Annotated in this window: 18 protein-coding genes; 8 read left to right on the top strand and 10 right to left on the bottom strand. The window is 50.9% G+C overall.

What is annotated here, in order from left to right:
• Window positions 1-32: 32 nt before the first annotated feature.
• On the bottom strand, window positions 33-1,169 hold the full coding sequence (locus tag ACTJJS_RS25315; RefSeq protein ID WP_440666013.1) for a hypothetical protein: 1,137 nt from the start codon (window positions 1,167-1,169) through the stop codon (window positions 33-35).
• Between the two features lie 176 nt (window positions 1,170-1,345).
• Between ACTJJS_RS25315 and ACTJJS_RS25310 the strand changes: the two genes are divergently transcribed.
• Complete coding sequence (locus tag ACTJJS_RS25310) at window positions 1,346-1,987, top strand: NADPH-dependent F420 reductase (protein WP_440666012.1); 642 nt, start codon at window positions 1,346-1,348, stop codon at window positions 1,985-1,987.
• On the opposite strand, the gene ACTJJS_RS25305 is transcribed toward ACTJJS_RS25310, so the two are convergent.
• Window positions 1,988-2,557: a hypothetical protein gene (locus ACTJJS_RS25305; RefSeq protein WP_440666010.1), complete on the bottom strand. Its 570-nt coding sequence runs from the start codon at window positions 2,555-2,557 to the stop codon at window positions 1,988-1,990.
• Between the two features lie 234 nt (window positions 2,558-2,791).
• Here ACTJJS_RS25305 and ACTJJS_RS25300 point away from each other — a divergent pair, with 234 nt between their 5' ends.
• Both ACTJJS_RS25300 and ACTJJS_RS25295 read left to right on the top strand, forming a co-directional pair.
• A complete protein-coding gene (locus ACTJJS_RS25300) occupies window positions 2,792-3,337 on the top strand; it encodes a Crp/Fnr family transcriptional regulator (RefSeq protein ID WP_440666008.1) in 546 nt (181 codons plus the stop codon).
• 67 nt (window positions 3,338-3,404) lie between these two features.
• The gene (locus ACTJJS_RS25295; protein WP_440666006.1) at window positions 3,405-3,872 is read left to right on the top strand and encodes a nuclear transport factor 2 family protein; all 468 of its coding nucleotides are present in this window, start codon (window positions 3,405-3,407) and stop codon (window positions 3,870-3,872) included.
• 62 nt (window positions 3,873-3,934) lie between these two features.
• On the opposite strand, the gene ACTJJS_RS25290 is transcribed toward ACTJJS_RS25295, so the two are convergent.
• From ACTJJS_RS25290 to ACTJJS_RS25255, 8 genes are all read right to left on the bottom strand, one after another.
• On the bottom strand, window positions 3,935-4,327 hold the full coding sequence (locus tag ACTJJS_RS25290) for a DoxX family protein (protein ID WP_440666004.1): 393 nt from the start codon (window positions 4,325-4,327) through the stop codon (window positions 3,935-3,937).
• Between the two features lie 34 nt (window positions 4,328-4,361).
• Window positions 4,362-5,339 carry an alpha/beta fold hydrolase gene (locus ACTJJS_RS25285; RefSeq protein WP_440666001.1) on the bottom strand — a complete coding sequence of 326 codons (978 nt, stop codon included), beginning with the start codon at window positions 5,337-5,339 and terminating at the stop codon, window positions 4,362-4,364.
• A gap of 2 nt (window positions 5,340-5,341) precedes the next feature.
• Complete coding sequence (locus ACTJJS_RS25280; protein WP_440665999.1) at window positions 5,342-5,773, bottom strand: hypothetical protein; 432 nt, start codon at window positions 5,771-5,773, stop codon at window positions 5,342-5,344.
• Window positions 5,770-6,732, bottom strand: coding sequence for a heme-binding domain-containing protein (locus ACTJJS_RS25275; protein ID WP_440665997.1), 963 nt, complete (start codon window positions 6,730-6,732; stop codon window positions 5,770-5,772). The genes ACTJJS_RS25280 and ACTJJS_RS25275 overlap by 4 nt, the downstream gene beginning before the upstream one ends.
• A 123-nt stretch (window positions 6,733-6,855) precedes the next feature.
• Window positions 6,856-7,632, bottom strand: coding sequence for a DUF1223 domain-containing protein (locus ACTJJS_RS25270; RefSeq protein ID WP_440665995.1), 777 nt, complete (start codon window positions 7,630-7,632; stop codon window positions 6,856-6,858).
• A 77-nt stretch (window positions 7,633-7,709) separates the two neighbouring features.
• The gene (locus tag ACTJJS_RS25265; RefSeq protein ID WP_440665994.1) at window positions 7,710-8,483 is read right to left on the bottom strand and encodes an alpha/beta hydrolase; all 774 of its coding nucleotides are present in this window, start codon (window positions 8,481-8,483) and stop codon (window positions 7,710-7,712) included.
• 1 nt (window position 8,484) lies between these two features.
• Window positions 8,485-8,910 (bottom strand): organic hydroperoxide resistance protein, encoded by a 426-nt coding sequence (locus ACTJJS_RS25260; protein ID WP_440665992.1) that lies wholly within the window; start codon window positions 8,908-8,910, stop codon window positions 8,485-8,487.
• A 41-nt stretch (window positions 8,911-8,951) separates the two neighbouring features.
• Window positions 8,952-9,419 carry a protein-disulfide reductase DsbD domain-containing protein gene (locus tag ACTJJS_RS25255; protein ID WP_440665990.1) on the bottom strand — a complete coding sequence of 156 codons (468 nt, stop codon included), beginning with the start codon at window positions 9,417-9,419 and terminating at the stop codon, window positions 8,952-8,954.
• Between the two features lie 312 nt (window positions 9,420-9,731).
• Here ACTJJS_RS25255 and ACTJJS_RS25250 point away from each other — a divergent pair, with 312 nt between their 5' ends.
• From ACTJJS_RS25250 to ACTJJS_RS25230, 5 genes are all read left to right on the top strand, one after another.
• Window positions 9,732-10,757, top strand: a complete 1,026-nt coding sequence (locus tag ACTJJS_RS25250) for a sensor histidine kinase (RefSeq protein WP_440665988.1) — start codon at window positions 9,732-9,734, stop codon at window positions 10,755-10,757.
• Window positions 10,738-11,499 (top strand): LytR/AlgR family response regulator transcription factor, encoded by a 762-nt coding sequence (locus ACTJJS_RS25245; RefSeq protein WP_440665986.1) that lies wholly within the window; start codon window positions 10,738-10,740, stop codon window positions 11,497-11,499. Before ACTJJS_RS25250 ends, ACTJJS_RS25245 begins: the two co-directional genes overlap by 20 nt.
• Before the next feature lie 134 nt (window positions 11,500-11,633).
• Window positions 11,634-14,924, top strand: a complete 3,291-nt coding sequence (locus ACTJJS_RS25240) for a phage baseplate assembly protein V (protein WP_440665984.1) — start codon at window positions 11,634-11,636, stop codon at window positions 14,922-14,924.
• 17 nt (window positions 14,925-14,941) lie between these two features.
• Entirely contained in the window at window positions 14,942-15,595 is a 654-nt protein-coding gene (locus ACTJJS_RS25235; RefSeq protein WP_168874666.1) for a hypothetical protein, read from the top strand.
• A 9-nt stretch (window positions 15,596-15,604) separates the two neighbouring features.
• Complete coding sequence (locus tag ACTJJS_RS25230) at window positions 15,605-15,943, top strand: DUF4280 domain-containing protein (RefSeq protein ID WP_440665982.1); 339 nt, start codon at window positions 15,605-15,607, stop codon at window positions 15,941-15,943.
• Window positions 15,944-15,976: the final 33 nt, after the last annotated feature.

The raw sequence follows: 15,976 nt of genomic DNA, 5'->3' as shown, positions 1-15,976 counted from the left end.
CGGCGCCAACTGGCGCCGGAACAGTCATTTTATTACTTAACGATGACGCCGGCGGCGTCCCATTGCGTTTTAGGCAGGAATATCTTTCCGGATTGTGTGTCTACTTTAAACCGGGTACCTGTTTCGCCGATCCAGATAATATGGTCTTTACTGTCCCAGGTGAACTTTTTCGGAGATTCAAATATCACTTTCACGTTGTCGGCGCTTTGTTTCCATACCAGCTGATTGTTGCCATTGTCTGACTGTTCTACGGCGAAAACAGGGTAGACGACTGCCGGTTGCCCGTTCCTGCTTCCCGGAGGAGAAGGTGCCATGGGTGGTGGTGAAGTGGCCGCATCGTACAATGACAAGGTTTGGTTCATGATGGTGGACGCTTTCTCAGCCAGTTTTTCTTTGTCCTCCGTTTTCATCTCAAATTTTTTGACCAGCTTCATTTTGGCGTCGTACAAGCTGTGTGTGTGGTCCGTGCTGAACAGGATAGCATAGAAGACCGGCTGCGCGCCGATCTTAAAGGTCTTTACTTCCACGATGCCGGCGGAGTCTTCGGACTTGTTGTTGTACAAGGGAAGATAGGATTTAAACAATCCTTTCATGACCGGTTTTAATGTTTCGTCATCATCGGCAATAACGGCGTAATGGTCAAAACCTGGTGGCGGCGGCATCGCCGGTGGTGGCGGTGGCGGGGGCGGGGCCAGTTTGTTCGGGCTTTTGGTGGGCTTTGGCATTGGCGGTGGGGGCGCTACTACTGCTGCATAATATTTGGCAATAATATATTTTCCCTCATTTTTGAAATCGGAATATTCTTCTTTCAGCGGAATGATCTTGCCATCCTGTTCGCTGCGGAGGTACAGCTTGTTTTTATCGTGTACATACGTATAGGCGTTATTGTTAACCTTTACTTCACCCGGTTGAATATAGGAAAACGTCAGGATGTTGCCTGTGGAGGTGTTTACAATCAGGTCTTTGACTTCGTCGTCGAAGTTGTACAGCGCCAGTTCGTTGCCTGACTGAAATTCCTCGCAGTACTTGTGAACTGGTTTTACCAGTTCATTGCCCAGCGTATCTGTAACACCATATTTGCCGCCTACTTTGAAGGAATAGTACTTGTTTTGGGCCAACACGGTACTGCTGACTGCCAGTAACAGCGCAGTGGTCAATAGTTTTTGCATGCTCTTGTATGTTGTGGATATAGAATAACAGGTTAGTTTTGGGTTAAACGCGCGGGAGCGAAAATAGGGATTTTCCAGGGTGTTTCTTTGTTTTAAATTGATTATTTTCGTTTCCTGTTTAACCATTTCTGTCTGCTGCGAGCATTATTAGTATCTGTCACCCAAAAAAACATCTTATGAAAATTGGTATCATTGGTTCCGGCGCCGTAGGGCAAACACTGGCTAAAGGGTTTCAGCAGGAGGGCCATACCGTCACCCTGGGCACCCGCGACACTTCCAAACCGGAAGCGGTCCAATTCAATAAAGACACCGGTATTACCGTAGCAGATTTTGAGACGACCGCGAAAACGGCGGAACTTATCGTGCTGTCCACCAAAGGAGCGGTGGCGGCTGACGCGCTGCGGCTGGCGGGCATCGCCAACCTTGATAAGAAGATTGTCATCGATACCACCAATCCGCTGGCGGAGAAGGGGCCCGAACATGGCGTGTTGCACTTCTTTACCACGCTGGAGTTTTCGCTGATGGAGCAATTGCAGCAGCTGGCGCCGGCTGCCAGGTTTGTGAAAGCATTTAATTCCGTGGGCAATGCCAGGATGTATAAGCCTCAGTTCAGCGAAGGCAAACCGTCTATGTTCATTTGCGGCAATGATGACGAAGCCAAGAAAACGGTGACCGGCCTGTTGACGGCTTTCGGCTGGGAAACGGAAGACATGGGCACTGTGGAGGCTGCCCGGGCCATTGAGCCGCTGTGTATCCTGTGGTGCATCCCCGGTTTTCTGCATAACAGCTGGTCACATGCGTTTAAGCTGCTGAAATAATCATCCCGCAGAAAGATATAGCCGAAGGATATACGACATTTCATAGAGCAGGAAAATCATGACCAGCGCTCCGTGAAATGTCTGGTTACTTATCCTGATAGCCATCAGGCAAAGCACTACGTGCGCGATATTACGCGCCGGATACTCCCATCCGAAATGGTGCAGGTACAACGTGCCTTTCAGCATCGTGTCCACCACATCGGCCACAAAGGAAAATGCCAGCACGCCAAAGAACCATTTCCGGCGCGAGAAAAAGTAACCCTTGTAACCGTCGTATTCTTTTACGTCGTCGGGATATAGTAACGCACAAAGCAGGAAAAAGGTGGTGATAAAAAGCACCACAAAGATATATTCAGGGAATGTCCAGCGTTTGATGACGTGCAGGGGTATTTCCCACCACCAGAAATGTACCAGCAGGATGAAGATGTATCCCACCCAGCTGAGATGTATCCAGTAAGGCTTTTCACGTCCGGGATGCTGGATGAATTTGGCGGTGCCTTTGAGAAGATGAGCAAGGCTCAGGCTGAGAATAAACCCGATGACCATTCTAACGTGGCCGAATGTTTCCATAGCGTGCGTTTATCAGTGTTCAAAATCAAATAGAGGTCACTGTTTTTTGTTTTTCCGACTACATCACCAGCGGATATTTTGGTTTTACGATGATAATTGAATTTAATCAAATGCCGCCGAAAAACAAAGGACGAAGACTCAAAACAATCAAAAGTGTTTATCTTCATTGCTTAATGTGCCGTCATGCATCCATCATTTCAAATATTTCGCGATGTAGTTAATAAAATCAGTCCCATGGGGGATAAAGACTGGCAATTGTGTGAGCCTGGCCTGGGGCTCAAAACCCTGGCCAAATCGGCCTTCTTTGTAGAAGAAGGAAAAGTATACCGCGAAATCGGATTTGTTGTAAAAGGATTACTGCGCTCTTATTATTTGGTGGAAGGCGAAGAGATCAACACCGCCTTTTTTACGGAAGGTCAATGGCCCAAAGCCTATCATAGCTTTCTCACACAAACAGCCAGCAGGCAATGGATACAGGCACTCGAAGACTCAGAATTGATAACGATCAGTTATAAACAGCTGCAATATCTGTTTGCAAACAGCCCCGCCTGGGAACGGTTCGGACGTATTGCAACCGAAAACCTGTACATAGCCTCACAGCTACGCAGTGAAATGTTATTGCTCGAAAAACCCGCCGAAAGATACATCAACCTGGTCAAAACACATCCCCACTTACTGGAGCGCGTGCCACTCTACCATCTGGCTTCCTACATTGGCATCAAACAACCATCCCTCAGCAGGATCCGCAAAAGGCTTGCAAAAATAAATACCGCCATATAACGATTATAACCTGGGTTATAGGACCAACGTTGCCACCTGCTTTACCTTCGGCAATAAAAAGAAGGTTATGAAAAAAGCGATCCAGGCCATAATCCTGTCATTACTGCTCTTATTTCAATCCCGGCTTCATGCACAAAATGAAAAAACAACAGCCATGCAACAAACGATCATTCAATTACACCGCACCATCATGAAAGCTGTCAAAGACAAGGATGGCGCCCCCTTGCACGAATCATTGAAGAGCGATTTTATCTTCACCTCTGCCACTGCCGAGCTGTGGGACAGGGATAAATTCATCAATGGCTTTGCCTTAAACCCTTCCCTGCAGTTTCCCGAATTTGCACCACAGGGCCAGCAGGTGATCATTAATGATAATACAGCCGTACTCACCGCGCTCGTGCATATCAAGATCGTTCGCAGCGCCGCCGCACCCCAGGAGCTGTGGGAACGTACCACTGAAACCTATGTAAGGCAACAAGGCGTATGGAAACTACTGGCTCTCCATGCCACCTTTCTGCCCGGTCTCCCAAAATGAAAGAAGCTGCCTCCAATTAATTTTGAGGCAGCTTCTTTCGCACTTTAAAAAAACACCGGTCATCACGATACTACTGCTGCATAATTCGCCGGGTACAGTCTTCTGAACATCAGGTAAGCGGCGGATAACACGGTGAAGGCAATGATAGCGTCTACCGTGGCGGGGAAGCCCAGCACGCTTATCTTCGAGAAGAAGGCAAAAGTGATATCGAAGAACATGCCGGCAAACACCCATTCTTTCAGCCGCAGGAATTTGTTGGGGATTAGAAGCGTGATAATACCGGCAATTTTAAAAACTCCCAGGATGTAAATGAAATGCGGAGGATAACCTAACTGCTGCGTAATGCCCCATACGATTGGGTTGCCGGTCAGTTCAAAGAAACCGCTTGCGCCAAACCAGAGTGACATAAAAATAGTGGCGGACCAATAGACGATAGTAGCTGTCTTTGTGTTCATTGTTTTATTTTTTATAAGATGAAAGGAGATGGATTTATTTTGCTAACTGTTCTGCCTCTACGATAGCCGCTGTAAAGGCTTCGGGAGCTTCGGCGGGCAGGTTGTGGCCGATGCCTCCCGTGATGGTATGATGTACATATTTCCCTTTAAATTTGGCGGCATAGGAGGCAGGATCTGGGTGTGGCGCGCCGTTGGCGTCTCCTTCGAGCGTCACTGCCGGCACGTTGATCACGGGGCCCTGTGCCAGTCTTTTTTCCAGCGCGTCGTATTGTTTTTCGCCCTGTGCCAGTCCCAGTCGCCAGCGATAGTTGTGGACGACGATGGCCACATGATCGGGGTTATCAAAGGAGGCGGCGCTTTCTTCAAAAGTGCTGTCACTGAAATGCCACTGTGGTGAGGCTGTTTGCCAGATAAGCCGGTTGAACGCACGGGTGTTGGCCTGGTATCCTGCCTGCCCCCGCTCGGTGGCGAAGTAAAACTGGTACCACCATGCCTGTTCTGCTTTCGGGGCCAGGGGCGCCTGGTTAGCCTGCTGGCTTCCGATCAGGTAACCGCTGACAGATACCAGCGCTTTGGTGCGCTCCGGCCATAGGGCGGCGATGATATCTGCCGTGCGCGCACCCCAGTCAAATCCGCCGATAATGGCCCGTTTTATTTTCAGTGCATCCATCAGGGCGATGATATCTGCTGCAAAAGCAGACTGCTGGCCGTTGCGCATGGCCTGTGCTGAAAGGAACCGTGTACTGCCGTAACCGCGCAGATAAGGCACGATCACATGATAACCCTTGCCTGCGAGCTGCGTGGCTACGGCGGTGTAACTGTGGATGTCGTACGGCCAGCCGTGAAGAAGGATAACAGCTTGCCCGTTTGCGGGGCCGGCATCTGCGTAACCTACGCTCAGCACACCGGCGTTGATTTGTTTGACAGGCCCCATGCTGTCTGTGGCGAATGCCGTGGTGCTTCCCGCTATAATAAGCAGCGCTGCTGCGATAATGTGTTGGACCGTTTTCATGATTATGGTATTTGAACTGGTTTATAAGTCATGATGTAAGCTATTCTCTCTGCCCGTGGCGTCTGGTGTTGCAACGTGCCTAAATCAAGGTGATAGGCAATGGAGTCGTTACTGCCGGCCTGTATGGTTTCTACGCTCAGCAACTCGCCGTTTATCTTGCTGCCGAAGTATTGCGGATTATCGTGATAACGCCAGGTGACCAGTTTCATGACGGCGCCGGCTATTACCTGATGGCCGTCTTTGGAGAGTGACCGGAGGGCGCTGTCATTGCCGTACAAAGCGGACATAGTTTCCTGTTTCGGGTTCAGCGAAGAGGCGATGAATGACAGATCGCCAGGTTCAAATACAATGCGTGCCTGGTCATTGGAGGACTGCTCATTTTTGCAGGCGGTGAAAAAGGCAGCGGTCAGTAACAGGAGAAGCATACGGCTCATTGGGCAAGAATTTTTTCGGTTAAGCTTTTCGGATTTACTTTCATGGGAACATCGAAGAGATAGCCTGTGGAGGCTGACAGTTGCCGGTGGCAGCCGATGCAGGACTGCTGTGCAAACAGCGCGTCTTTTCCGGTCGGCGCCAGTTGCTGTCCGCTGAACTTGGCGAAGCCCCAGCCTTCTGTGTCCTTGTATTTTTCAGCGTTCTTTTCCATGAACTGTGCGTTCACGAATTCGCCGGGCCTGATTTCCCCGTTGGGCTGTTCTTCCTGTTTCCATACGGCTTTCACTACAATGGCGCCGTCAGGCCAGGGAAAGAAGCGTTCTTCACGCACCGCTTTTACGGCGATATCGTTGCCATAGATAACCCGGATGGAATGATCGAAGAGGGTGCTCATACTGATGACGGTCCACTGTTTGAAGGCATCGGTGTATTTCACGCCATTGGGAGACACCGGGAATGTTTTAGGCAAGGCGCCTGCAGCAGCCAGTGGCGTGCTGTGTGGCGCTTCGTTGCCGGAGAGGGACAGCGTATATTTTTTGATGATGGCAATATCCTGCGCTGTTACTTTTGCACCCGGATGCAGCAGCAGGTATTCGCGGAGCGGCATCCTGCCGGCCTGCATCATATTGAGGATAGCATACATTTTGCCGGTACGCTCACCGGCGGACAGCTTGTCCCATTCGGAGAAATTCATCACTTCCCGGGCGCGGTCCACATCCTTTTTTACAGCCCAGGAGGCCGGCGCCAGCTGATCGAACCAGCTTAGCTTTTGTTCGTTGGAATGGCAGTTGTAACAGGAGCGCTGCAGGATGGCCAATACGGCCGCCGGCGCTTCGTCCATATGGCCGGTAACGGGTTTGGAAGAGATCGGCCGGTTGAACAGTTGCAGGGCCGTCAACACTGCCACAACCGCAGCCGGAATGAAGTAAATGCGTTTTATGTTTTGGATCGTTTGCATGTGGATTGTTTTTCCGTGTTTGATAGCTCAAAGGTAGATGCAGCGTGGCCGGGAGGGAACCTGAAACTGGCGGGCCGGACATATTGGAGGCTGAATCGGACATTTCCGGCCTCCAGTCTGATATCACCATTCCAGTTTGGCGGCCTGGGTGATGGCGCCGGTGTTTTTATGCTGTACAAAAGCTATTACCTCCCATCCGTTCTGACGGAAATCTTCCGGCAGCGAAAGACTTACTGCACCTCGTTCTTTCAGCTCCTGCTGCTGTAGCTGGCGGACAATCTGCACATGGACCAGCTGTTTGCCTGCGTTCTCGCCGGCGTTTACCTGTGAACTGGCGTTTTTCTGTACCAACGCCACCACGATACGGGCTTTTTTGTTGGCCACGGCGCCGTCATAGGTTATTTTCAACTCCCGGTTGGCCTGCACTGCTTTTAAAGAGAGCGGTTGGGCGCTGGTTTCTTGCAATGCTGCGCTGACAGCCCCTAACACGGCGCCTTCTTCTGAACCTACCATTTCTGTTTTGCCGTTAACGATCAGCTGTGGTGTGTAGATATTGTTGAGACGCAGCCAGGAAGCGTATTGTTTTTGTCTTTCGGTAAAATCAGGTTGACTGAAGCGGTCTTTCCATCCCTGATGGTCCCAGTAATCCACGTGAAAGGCCATGATGTAAAGCTGTTTGTTGTTGTTGCCTTGTTGCAGCTTCGCGATGAGCGCATCTGCCGGCGGGCAGCTCCAGCAACCTTCGGAGGTGAACAGCTCTACCACCGCAAACCCTTTGTCATTGTTGTCTTTCTGAATATTTTCCAGCATGGTTTTGTGGCTGGCGTTGCGGAATGCCATCATGGCAATAAAAATCAGCGGGAGGCCAATGTACAAAGCGATTTCTTTAATGTATTTCATGATGAATCTGTTTTAAACGGTTAATGACAAAGGGTTTGGTATGGGCCTTTCTTCCTGGAAGAAAGGCCCGTAGTGGTTTACCGGGAGGCTGCGATGATCACATCGGCCACTTCCTTCGGATGGGAGACGAATACCGCGTGACTGGCGCCTTTGATCTCTGTGATGGCAGCGCCGGAACGTTGATACATGTTTCTTAGAATAATGGGATTGATGCTTTTGTCGGCCGTGGGAACGATGCCAAACGAAGGCTTGTTATGCCATGCCGCGGCGGTGATAGGCGTGCCGAAAGAAGCCGCTGCTATGGGTTTCTGGGCGTCTGCCATAAAAATTGCCTGTTCATGGGAGAGGTCTGCGGCGAAACCTTTGTGGAATTTTTCGCGGTCGTAGTATACCAGCCCGTCTTTGTCTGGCGGCAGGATACCGTTTTCCGGCAGGGCGGGAGCGGTGCCTAGCCATTTCGTAGTGGCTTCACCGTTATCCGGCTGAAAGGCCGTTACATATACGAGGGAGGCTACTTTGGGATGGGCGCTTACTTCCGTGATCACGGTGCCTCCCCAGGAATGGCCAACCAGTACGGCCGCCCCGTCTTGCCGGTCCAGCGCTTTTTTCACTACGGCGGCATCGTCCTGCAGGGAAGTAAGCGGGATCTGGGCGATGGTCACGTGGTATCCTTTTTTAGTAAGGATATCATAAACCCCTTTCCATCCGGAACCATCCACGAAGGCGCCATGTACGAGGACTACGTTTTTGATTTTTGAAGCGGTGGTTTGCGCGGAGGCGATGGCGGTGCTGAATAATACCGCGATGATGGCCGAAAACAGGAGGCTGAGTTTTTTGCTGATGGTGTTCATATCAGATAATGTTAGTAGTGACGTTGATGTTTCCTTTGATGGCTTTGGAGTAAGGGCAGGTTTGGTGGGCCAGGTCTACCAGCTGTTGCGCCGTTTCCGGCGCGACGCCGGGCAACTGGACGGCAAGGCGGGCCTGCAGGAAGTAGTTGCCGTCTGTAGTGCCAAGGTCTACTTCCGCGTCTACCAGCGTGTTCGGTGGCAGGGCGATGCCCAGTTTTTTAGCGGCCAGTCCCAGCGCGCCGATGTAACATGCTGACCACCCTGCGGCAAAAAGTTGTTCCGGGTTTGTGCCGGCGCCGCTGGTGCCGGGAGGAGACAATAATATATCCAGTCTGCCGTCGTTGCTTTTGGCGTTTCCTTCCCTGCCGCCGGTAGTGCGGGTTTGAGCGGTGTACAATACTTTCTCAATGGCTACGGTGTTGTTCATCGTTTTAAATTTTAATAAGGGTGATGTGAATGTTTTTTTATTTATTTGATGTGGATATTAAAAGAGATGGTCTCCGGCGGCAGGCATTGGCGGGGACTGCAAACGGTGAATTCGATGGAACCCTTTATGTTGGCGCTTTTTCCAGTCAGCTTGACTTTCTGCTGAAACACTGCTTCATGCTCGAAATAGCTGATGTCTGCACCGAACAGTTTTTCAAAGCGGGTAACAGGTTCCGGCTGGTTAATCTTTCCTTCCAGGCTGTAAGACGAGTCAGGAAGAAAACTGAAAGCCAGTCTCACCGGGCTGTTGGCCGGATTGTTCAGTGCGTACAGGTGCCATCCGTCAGCCAGGGTGGCGGTGATCAAGACGACAGCCTCGCCGGTGGCTGTTTTCCGGGCGCTATAGCTCCACTTAACAGGTTGTTCTGCCGGTACAGGCGTCGCTGCATGGCTGAAGCCTGATAAAGGGCTGGTCAGCAGCAATAGCAGTGTGAAAAATATTTTTTGCATCTTGGGTGTTTTTTGATGTTGCTGGTAGATGGTTGCCCTGCTAATCCTGCGGTGAGCAACGATTACAGCACAAAGAGAACACAAACCGGGGCAAAGGCATAGTACAAACCTGTTGAATCCGGCATCCGGGCGGCTGAAATGGACAATGGCCACCCTGAAGGATTTTAGGCCCAGTGAGGTGATAACAAGAGGATTGTCTGATTCAGCGGACAGATTGCCCGGTCCAGAGGCTGATATGCCTGGTCCGGCCACTGAAATGGCGGCTTTCCGGCGTGGGAACAATACATTTGCAACAGATCCAATTATTAAAAGGTGAATACACAACAACAACCGGCATTTAAAATATCCAACCGGATCATATGGTTAAGCTCCATCTCGCTGGGGATACTGACCGCTATTCCGAAAATCGCCGATCATCATTTTGTGCTGTATGAAGCATTGGTGGACGCTGCGGTCACCTCTGGGTTCTCGCTGTTGATATGGTACTATAACGTATATACGTTTCCGTCATATACCGCCAAAAACGCCGGCGGTTTTGGTACCAAACGGCTGTTGCGGAATTTGCTGGTCGGCCTGGTCATCATGTTTATATTATCCTGTATCCAGCAGTATCTGTTGTCCCACCTGAATTTCGGCCCGGTGATGCTGATGTTTGAGGTAAGGGGGATATTGATCAACCTGACGTTTTATATGTTTATTCACCTGCTGCACCAGAGTTACCTGAACCAGCAGGTGTCCCTGGAGCTGGAGCGCACTACCTCCGCCAATCTGTGGGCGCAGTATGAGTTGCTGAAGCAACAGGTGAACCCGCACTTTCTTTTCAACAGCCTGAACACGCTGAAATACATGGTGGAGAGCGATGACCGGCAGGCGGTCAACTTCATCCTGAAGCTGTCCGATTTTTACCGGTTTACCCTGGAAAGCCGGAAACTGAACCTGATAAGGCTATCGGAAGAAACTGAGATACTGGGTTCCTATGTATATCTGCTGAAGGCCCGTTTTGAAAGTGGTTTTGAACTGGAGACAAATATTGCCGAAAACGTATATGCGTCAATGATACCGCCTTTTACGTTGCAGCTGCTGATAGAAAACTGTATCAAACATAATATTGTTTCGGAGGAAAAGCCTTTGCGTATTGCGCTTTATTCCACCGCGGAGCATATTGTGGTGGAAAACAACATCCAGCTCAAACGGGTGCCGGAATCCTCTACGGGGATAGGTTTGGAGAATATCAGCCAGCGGTATCAGCACCTGCTGGGCGGTGAGATGATCATCGATGTTACTGCTGAAAAGTTTATCGTTAAACTACCGATTATATATGAACGCCATCATCATTGAGGATGAAATCAAGGCCGCAAGGTCACTGGAAAACCTGATCGTGAAGTTACGCCCGTCTATCCAGGTACAGGCGAAGCTGCAGAGCGTGGAAGCGGCCATCGACTGGCTGTCGCACCACGACATGCCCGGCCTGATTTTTATGGACATCCAGCTGTCTGACGGCCTGAGTTTTGATATATTCAAGTCCGTTACCATTAGCTGTCCGGTGATATTCTGTACGGCCTACGGCGAGTACGCGCTCGACGCCATCAAAGCCAATGGGGTGGACTATCTGCTGAAACCCTTCTCCGAAGACGACCTGAGCAAAGCCCTGGAAAAAGTGGATAATTTCCGGAATTTTTTCCAGCAGCATTCCGGCGGCAACCTGGAAGACCTTATCCGTAAAATAAGTGTGGACGAAGGAAAGAAGAGTTTCCTGGTGTTTAAGAACAACAAGTATTTGACCGTGCAAACCGATCAGATCGCGTATATCTATATCAAATACACGTCGCCTTCCATTGTCACATTCAAAGGGGAGGAATATACCATCACCCAGTCGTTGGACCAGGTGCAGCAGCAGTTATCGGCGAAGCAGTTTTACCGGTTGAACCGCCAGTACCTGATCAATTTCACCGCTATCCGGGAAGTAGAGCATTATTTCGCGCGGAAACTACTGGTAAACCTGCATGTAAATACTCCCGAAAAACTATTGATCGGAAAAGAGAAAACGGCTGTTTTCCTGCGCTGGCTGGAGGAAAGGTAGGGGTGACGGGGTTGATATGATAACAGATATTATATATGCCGGGGGATGAAAAGATATTGCAGGGAAATGAATTTTGTGTAAATTCACGCCATCATATCTTTTTAAACAAAATATTGTATTAACCCTTTACATGTATGGCCCAACTGACCGATACCATGTTTAGCATTGATGGTAACCCCGTATTACAGTTCACCTCTTTTGCGCTAAACCAGTCCATATTTAATCATCATCAGTTTACATTAATTTGTCCGGCACAAGCCATCGATGGCCTTAGCGGCATTTTTTCGTCTTCGCGGGACATGATCGGCAGCTCCTTTGGGGCGCACATCACCGGCGTAGGGCTGAAAGGAGACCTAACGTTTAATGGTATCGTTACCAGTGTGGAAACGTCGCGGGTAAACGGCCAATACGGAGAAATCATCATCTCCGGCTATAGTCCCACTATCGTGCTGGACAACGGCCCGCATTGCAAAACCTGGGAACAGAAGCCGTTGCGGGACATAGCGCAGGACGTGCTGCGGTTCTTCCCGCAAAATCAATTGTCTCCCAAAGTACAGCCACTGGCAAAGGAACCATATGATTATATGGTACAGTACAAGGAGACAGCATGGGCCTTTTTGCAGCGTATCAGCGCTGAAAACGGGGAGTGGTTGTTCTGGGACGGCCGGAACCTCGTACTGGGGCCGCCCACCGGCGATGCTAAAACTTCCCTCGTATATGGAAGCACGTTAAGCCACTTCAATATCAACCTGAATGCCCGTCCTACGCGGACACAATATATGGGCTGGGACTACCAGAACAGTGAATTGTACACCAGCGTGCCCCAGGCCGGGAACATAAGCCAGAAAGCAGGGCTTAATTCCCTCGGTGAAAAAGTTCATGAGAAAGCGCAGGCCATCTTCAGCACACAGCCCAAGCAGTGGAACTTCCGGTATACCGGCAGCAAAAAGCAGCAGGACGAAATGGCTACCCTGCACAGTGCCATGGAAGGCAGCAAGATGGTGCGGCTGACCGGCCATAGCGGCCATCCCGGCGTGGCCATCGGGGCCAGGGCCGAGATCGTGTCCAACAACGTATTTAATGGCAGCACGGAAGGTTACGGAGAATATATTGTGACCCACATCAGCCACTTTGTAGATACCAAAGGCGATTACCGCAACGAGTTCACGGCGGTGCCGTCGTCCGTTCACCTGCCGCCGGTTTCCATACCACAGGCGCCTGTTTGTGAAACGCAGAGCGCTATCGTGACCGACAACCACGATCCTAAGGGCATGGGCCGGATCAGGGTAAAGTTCCACTGGATGAACGGCGAGGAAAAGACGCCCTGGGTGCGGATCGCATCACCTCATGGCGGCGGCGGCAAAGGACATTTCTTTGTCCCTGAAATTGACGAGGAAGTGATCGTGGGCTTTGAAAATGACAGCGCCGTCAAGCCTTATGTCATCGGCACCGTTTATCACGGCAATGCCAATACTTCCTTCAGCAACGCCGACAACGACGTTAAAACCATACAGACGCGCAGCGGCAACAAGATCGTCTACAACGACGGCAACAACAGCATGATCGTACAGGATGCCAGCGGCAATACTGTCACCATGGACGGTAACGGCAGCATCATCATCGACGCGTCCAGCGCCAACGTGACCATCAACGCACCGAAGACCATGAGCCTGCGCTCCACAGATATGAACATCGTGGTAGACAATATGCTGCACATGACCGTCGGCAATCTGCTGCAGATGGACGTGGGCAACCAGATGATGATCAACGCTATGGCCCAGATGCTGGTCAATACGCCAGAAATGAAGCAGCTGGTCTCTAAATACATGCACCTCCAGGCCACCAAAGCGCTGATCCATACCCCCAAAGGGGAGATGAAGATCGAAGCCGAGGATTTCTATATCGCCGGGCAGAAGAAGCTGTTCCTGCATTCCGATGAAACGGCCACGCTCAACTCCAAAGGCACCGCCGAAATGAAAGGCGAGCAGGGTAATAAACACAGTAATACCCCCATGCAGTACGAGCCGGCCACGCCGGCCATACAATCCAAGTGTATCGTGCATTTCCGGCCCAAAATTGGCTGGGCAGGCGAAGACTTCGGGTTTGACTGGTACCGCAATAGCGACACCAGCGCCCCTGGCGACGTCGACTATGATGAACATGTCGGCAAACACTACAGGGACGCTGCTTTCACGCAGCTGCTCACCAACCTGAATGATTATTCCGCCCATTTCAAAAAGGACGATGCGATGGTCCGTTCACTGAAGTCCAACGAATACCATGCGCATAAGATAGTATGGAAGGCCAAAAAAGACGCTTCCGGCACAGAAATGAAGGATGCCAGCGGCGCTACCATCTATGAGCAGTATTTTGGCGCATGGCTGAGCCTTTACCCGTCGCAGAAGACCACGCCGCCGCCAAAGGCCGCTGCCGCAGGGGCTCCGGCGTCTACACCGCCCGCACCGGTGGCCACAGGGTATACCAATACCAAAGCCACGCTGAGCCTCTATGTGGAAGTTGAAGAAGAACCCGATCTGCTGCGCTTTGAAGACAACAGCCACTTTACCATTACCCCCAAGGAGACTCCCTTAAAAGGAATCGGGAAAGGGCTGCATAAAATGAATGATGCCGTCACCATAGAATGCCTGACCGCATTTGCCACCGACCAGACGATTGTGGTGAACGCCGTCACCAAGAACCCTGATGGTACCGAAACCGTTGCGAAGGCCGGTTTTGTGAAGGTGATGGCCAATAATTCCGCCAAACGCCGGAAAAAGAAGATCGTGCTGGTGAAAGTGGCCACCCCGCCTATGTCTACCGCCGTGGCGCAAACCGGCAGCACCAGCGGGCAGAAAGACCTGTTCGCCAAATACCTGAAGCAGGCGCTGATCAATGTGGAAGTGGTGGAAGAAACACTGAATGTGACCGCTGATCCCGGTTTTCAGCCAGGAGGCGCCTATAACAACGGCGGCCAGATCGTAGCTTACTATATCGGTGGCGCACCGTCAGGTTTCGTCACCCTGGAGAACCACCTCTATAGCAAACTGAAAGCGCAGCTGAAAGCAGCCAATCCGGCGGATGAACATAAATATGACCGGTACTTCAGGGCCTATTACATGGGTGAAGGCGGCGGATATATGGAAAGTGGCAGCCTCAATGGCCTCAATGGTTATTCCATCGGCAGCTCTGTGATGCTCTTCCCCACGAAGAACGACCAGACCGCCGCGCATGAGTTCCTGCATTCGCTGAATCTGCCGCATTCCTTCAGCAATCCGGGTTCCAGCCCTCACGCCAAGTATACCTATGAAAGCAGGCTTACAGAGAACTTAATGGACTACTCGCACCAGGTCATCCCGGCTATCGTAAGAAGCTCCCTGTGGCACTGGCAGTGGGTGATCGCAAACGCCAAAGCAGACCCGGAATAAACTATAAAACCATGTTTATGACTAAATACATCCTGCTATTTTTACTGACCATAGGCGCTGCATGTAATGCACAGGTAACGAACCAGACCAAACAAACAAAAGGAAATAACATGAACAATCCTGTTGTAACAAAAGACTTTGAAAAATTCGATTCCGTACTGTTTGATAACAGAAAAGATAAAAGTGAAAATGTGCTGAGGGCCACGCAGCCCGACGGCTCCTACCTGGAGATGAGCGTCTGGGACGGCGGTATGGGCTATAGCCTCACGCCCCGGTCTTCCTATTATATGCTGCAGAAAGTATATTACAGGAGCAACGGCAATATCAGGGCAAAAGGCCTGTATTTTAATAACGGGTTCCTGCAGCTGGGCACCTGGTACGAGTTCGACGAACAGGGCAGGCTGGTCAGGGAGGTTAACTATGACAAGGACTATCACCTGAAGCTGGAAGACGTGCTTCGGTTCTGCGAGCAGGAACGTATCCCGGTAGACAGGGGGCCGATTCTCCAGAGCACTGGTTACCATACGAAGATCCGCAGGGCCGGCAACACCCAGGGAAAAACCTGGACCATCGAGTGGCTGAAGGAGCCTCAAAAGGTGGAGAAAATCATGCTCGATGACGCTACCGGCAAGGTACTTAACAGAACAGAGACGAATTTCACCAATAATTAAGCGCTTGTTATGCCGCAGAAAATAACAGAACAGGCCGTCCTGGTGTGCGATAAGGGCGCAGCGCCTTCAAAACTGAAAGTCACCAGCCAGCAATTCTACGAAGTGGAAGGCAAGCTGGTGGCCACAGAGCAGGACAAGGGCGCCGAAGTGAACATCCCCAGCTTCGGCGCCTGTACCGTTACCCGGGGCAAATGTGTGCCTGCGCCCGTCGCCTGGCAGCAGCCCGCGGAAAAAGATACCATCAACGATATGAAGCTGCTCACCGAAAAATCTACCTGCCAATGCGGGGTGGGCGGGAAGATCTCTATACAACATAAAGGCTTCGGGGAAAATCACGAGGTAGCTTAACCAACCAAAAACAGATTTTTTACGTAACTTATA

The sequence above is a fragment of the Chitinophaga sp. 22308 genome, from assembly GCF_052045305.1.
Classification (GTDB): domain Bacteria; phylum Bacteroidota; class Bacteroidia; order Chitinophagales; family Chitinophagaceae; genus Chitinophaga; species Chitinophaga varians_A.
Note: the sequence above shows the minus strand (reverse complement) of the source record. Positions and strands in the feature narration are given on the sequence as shown.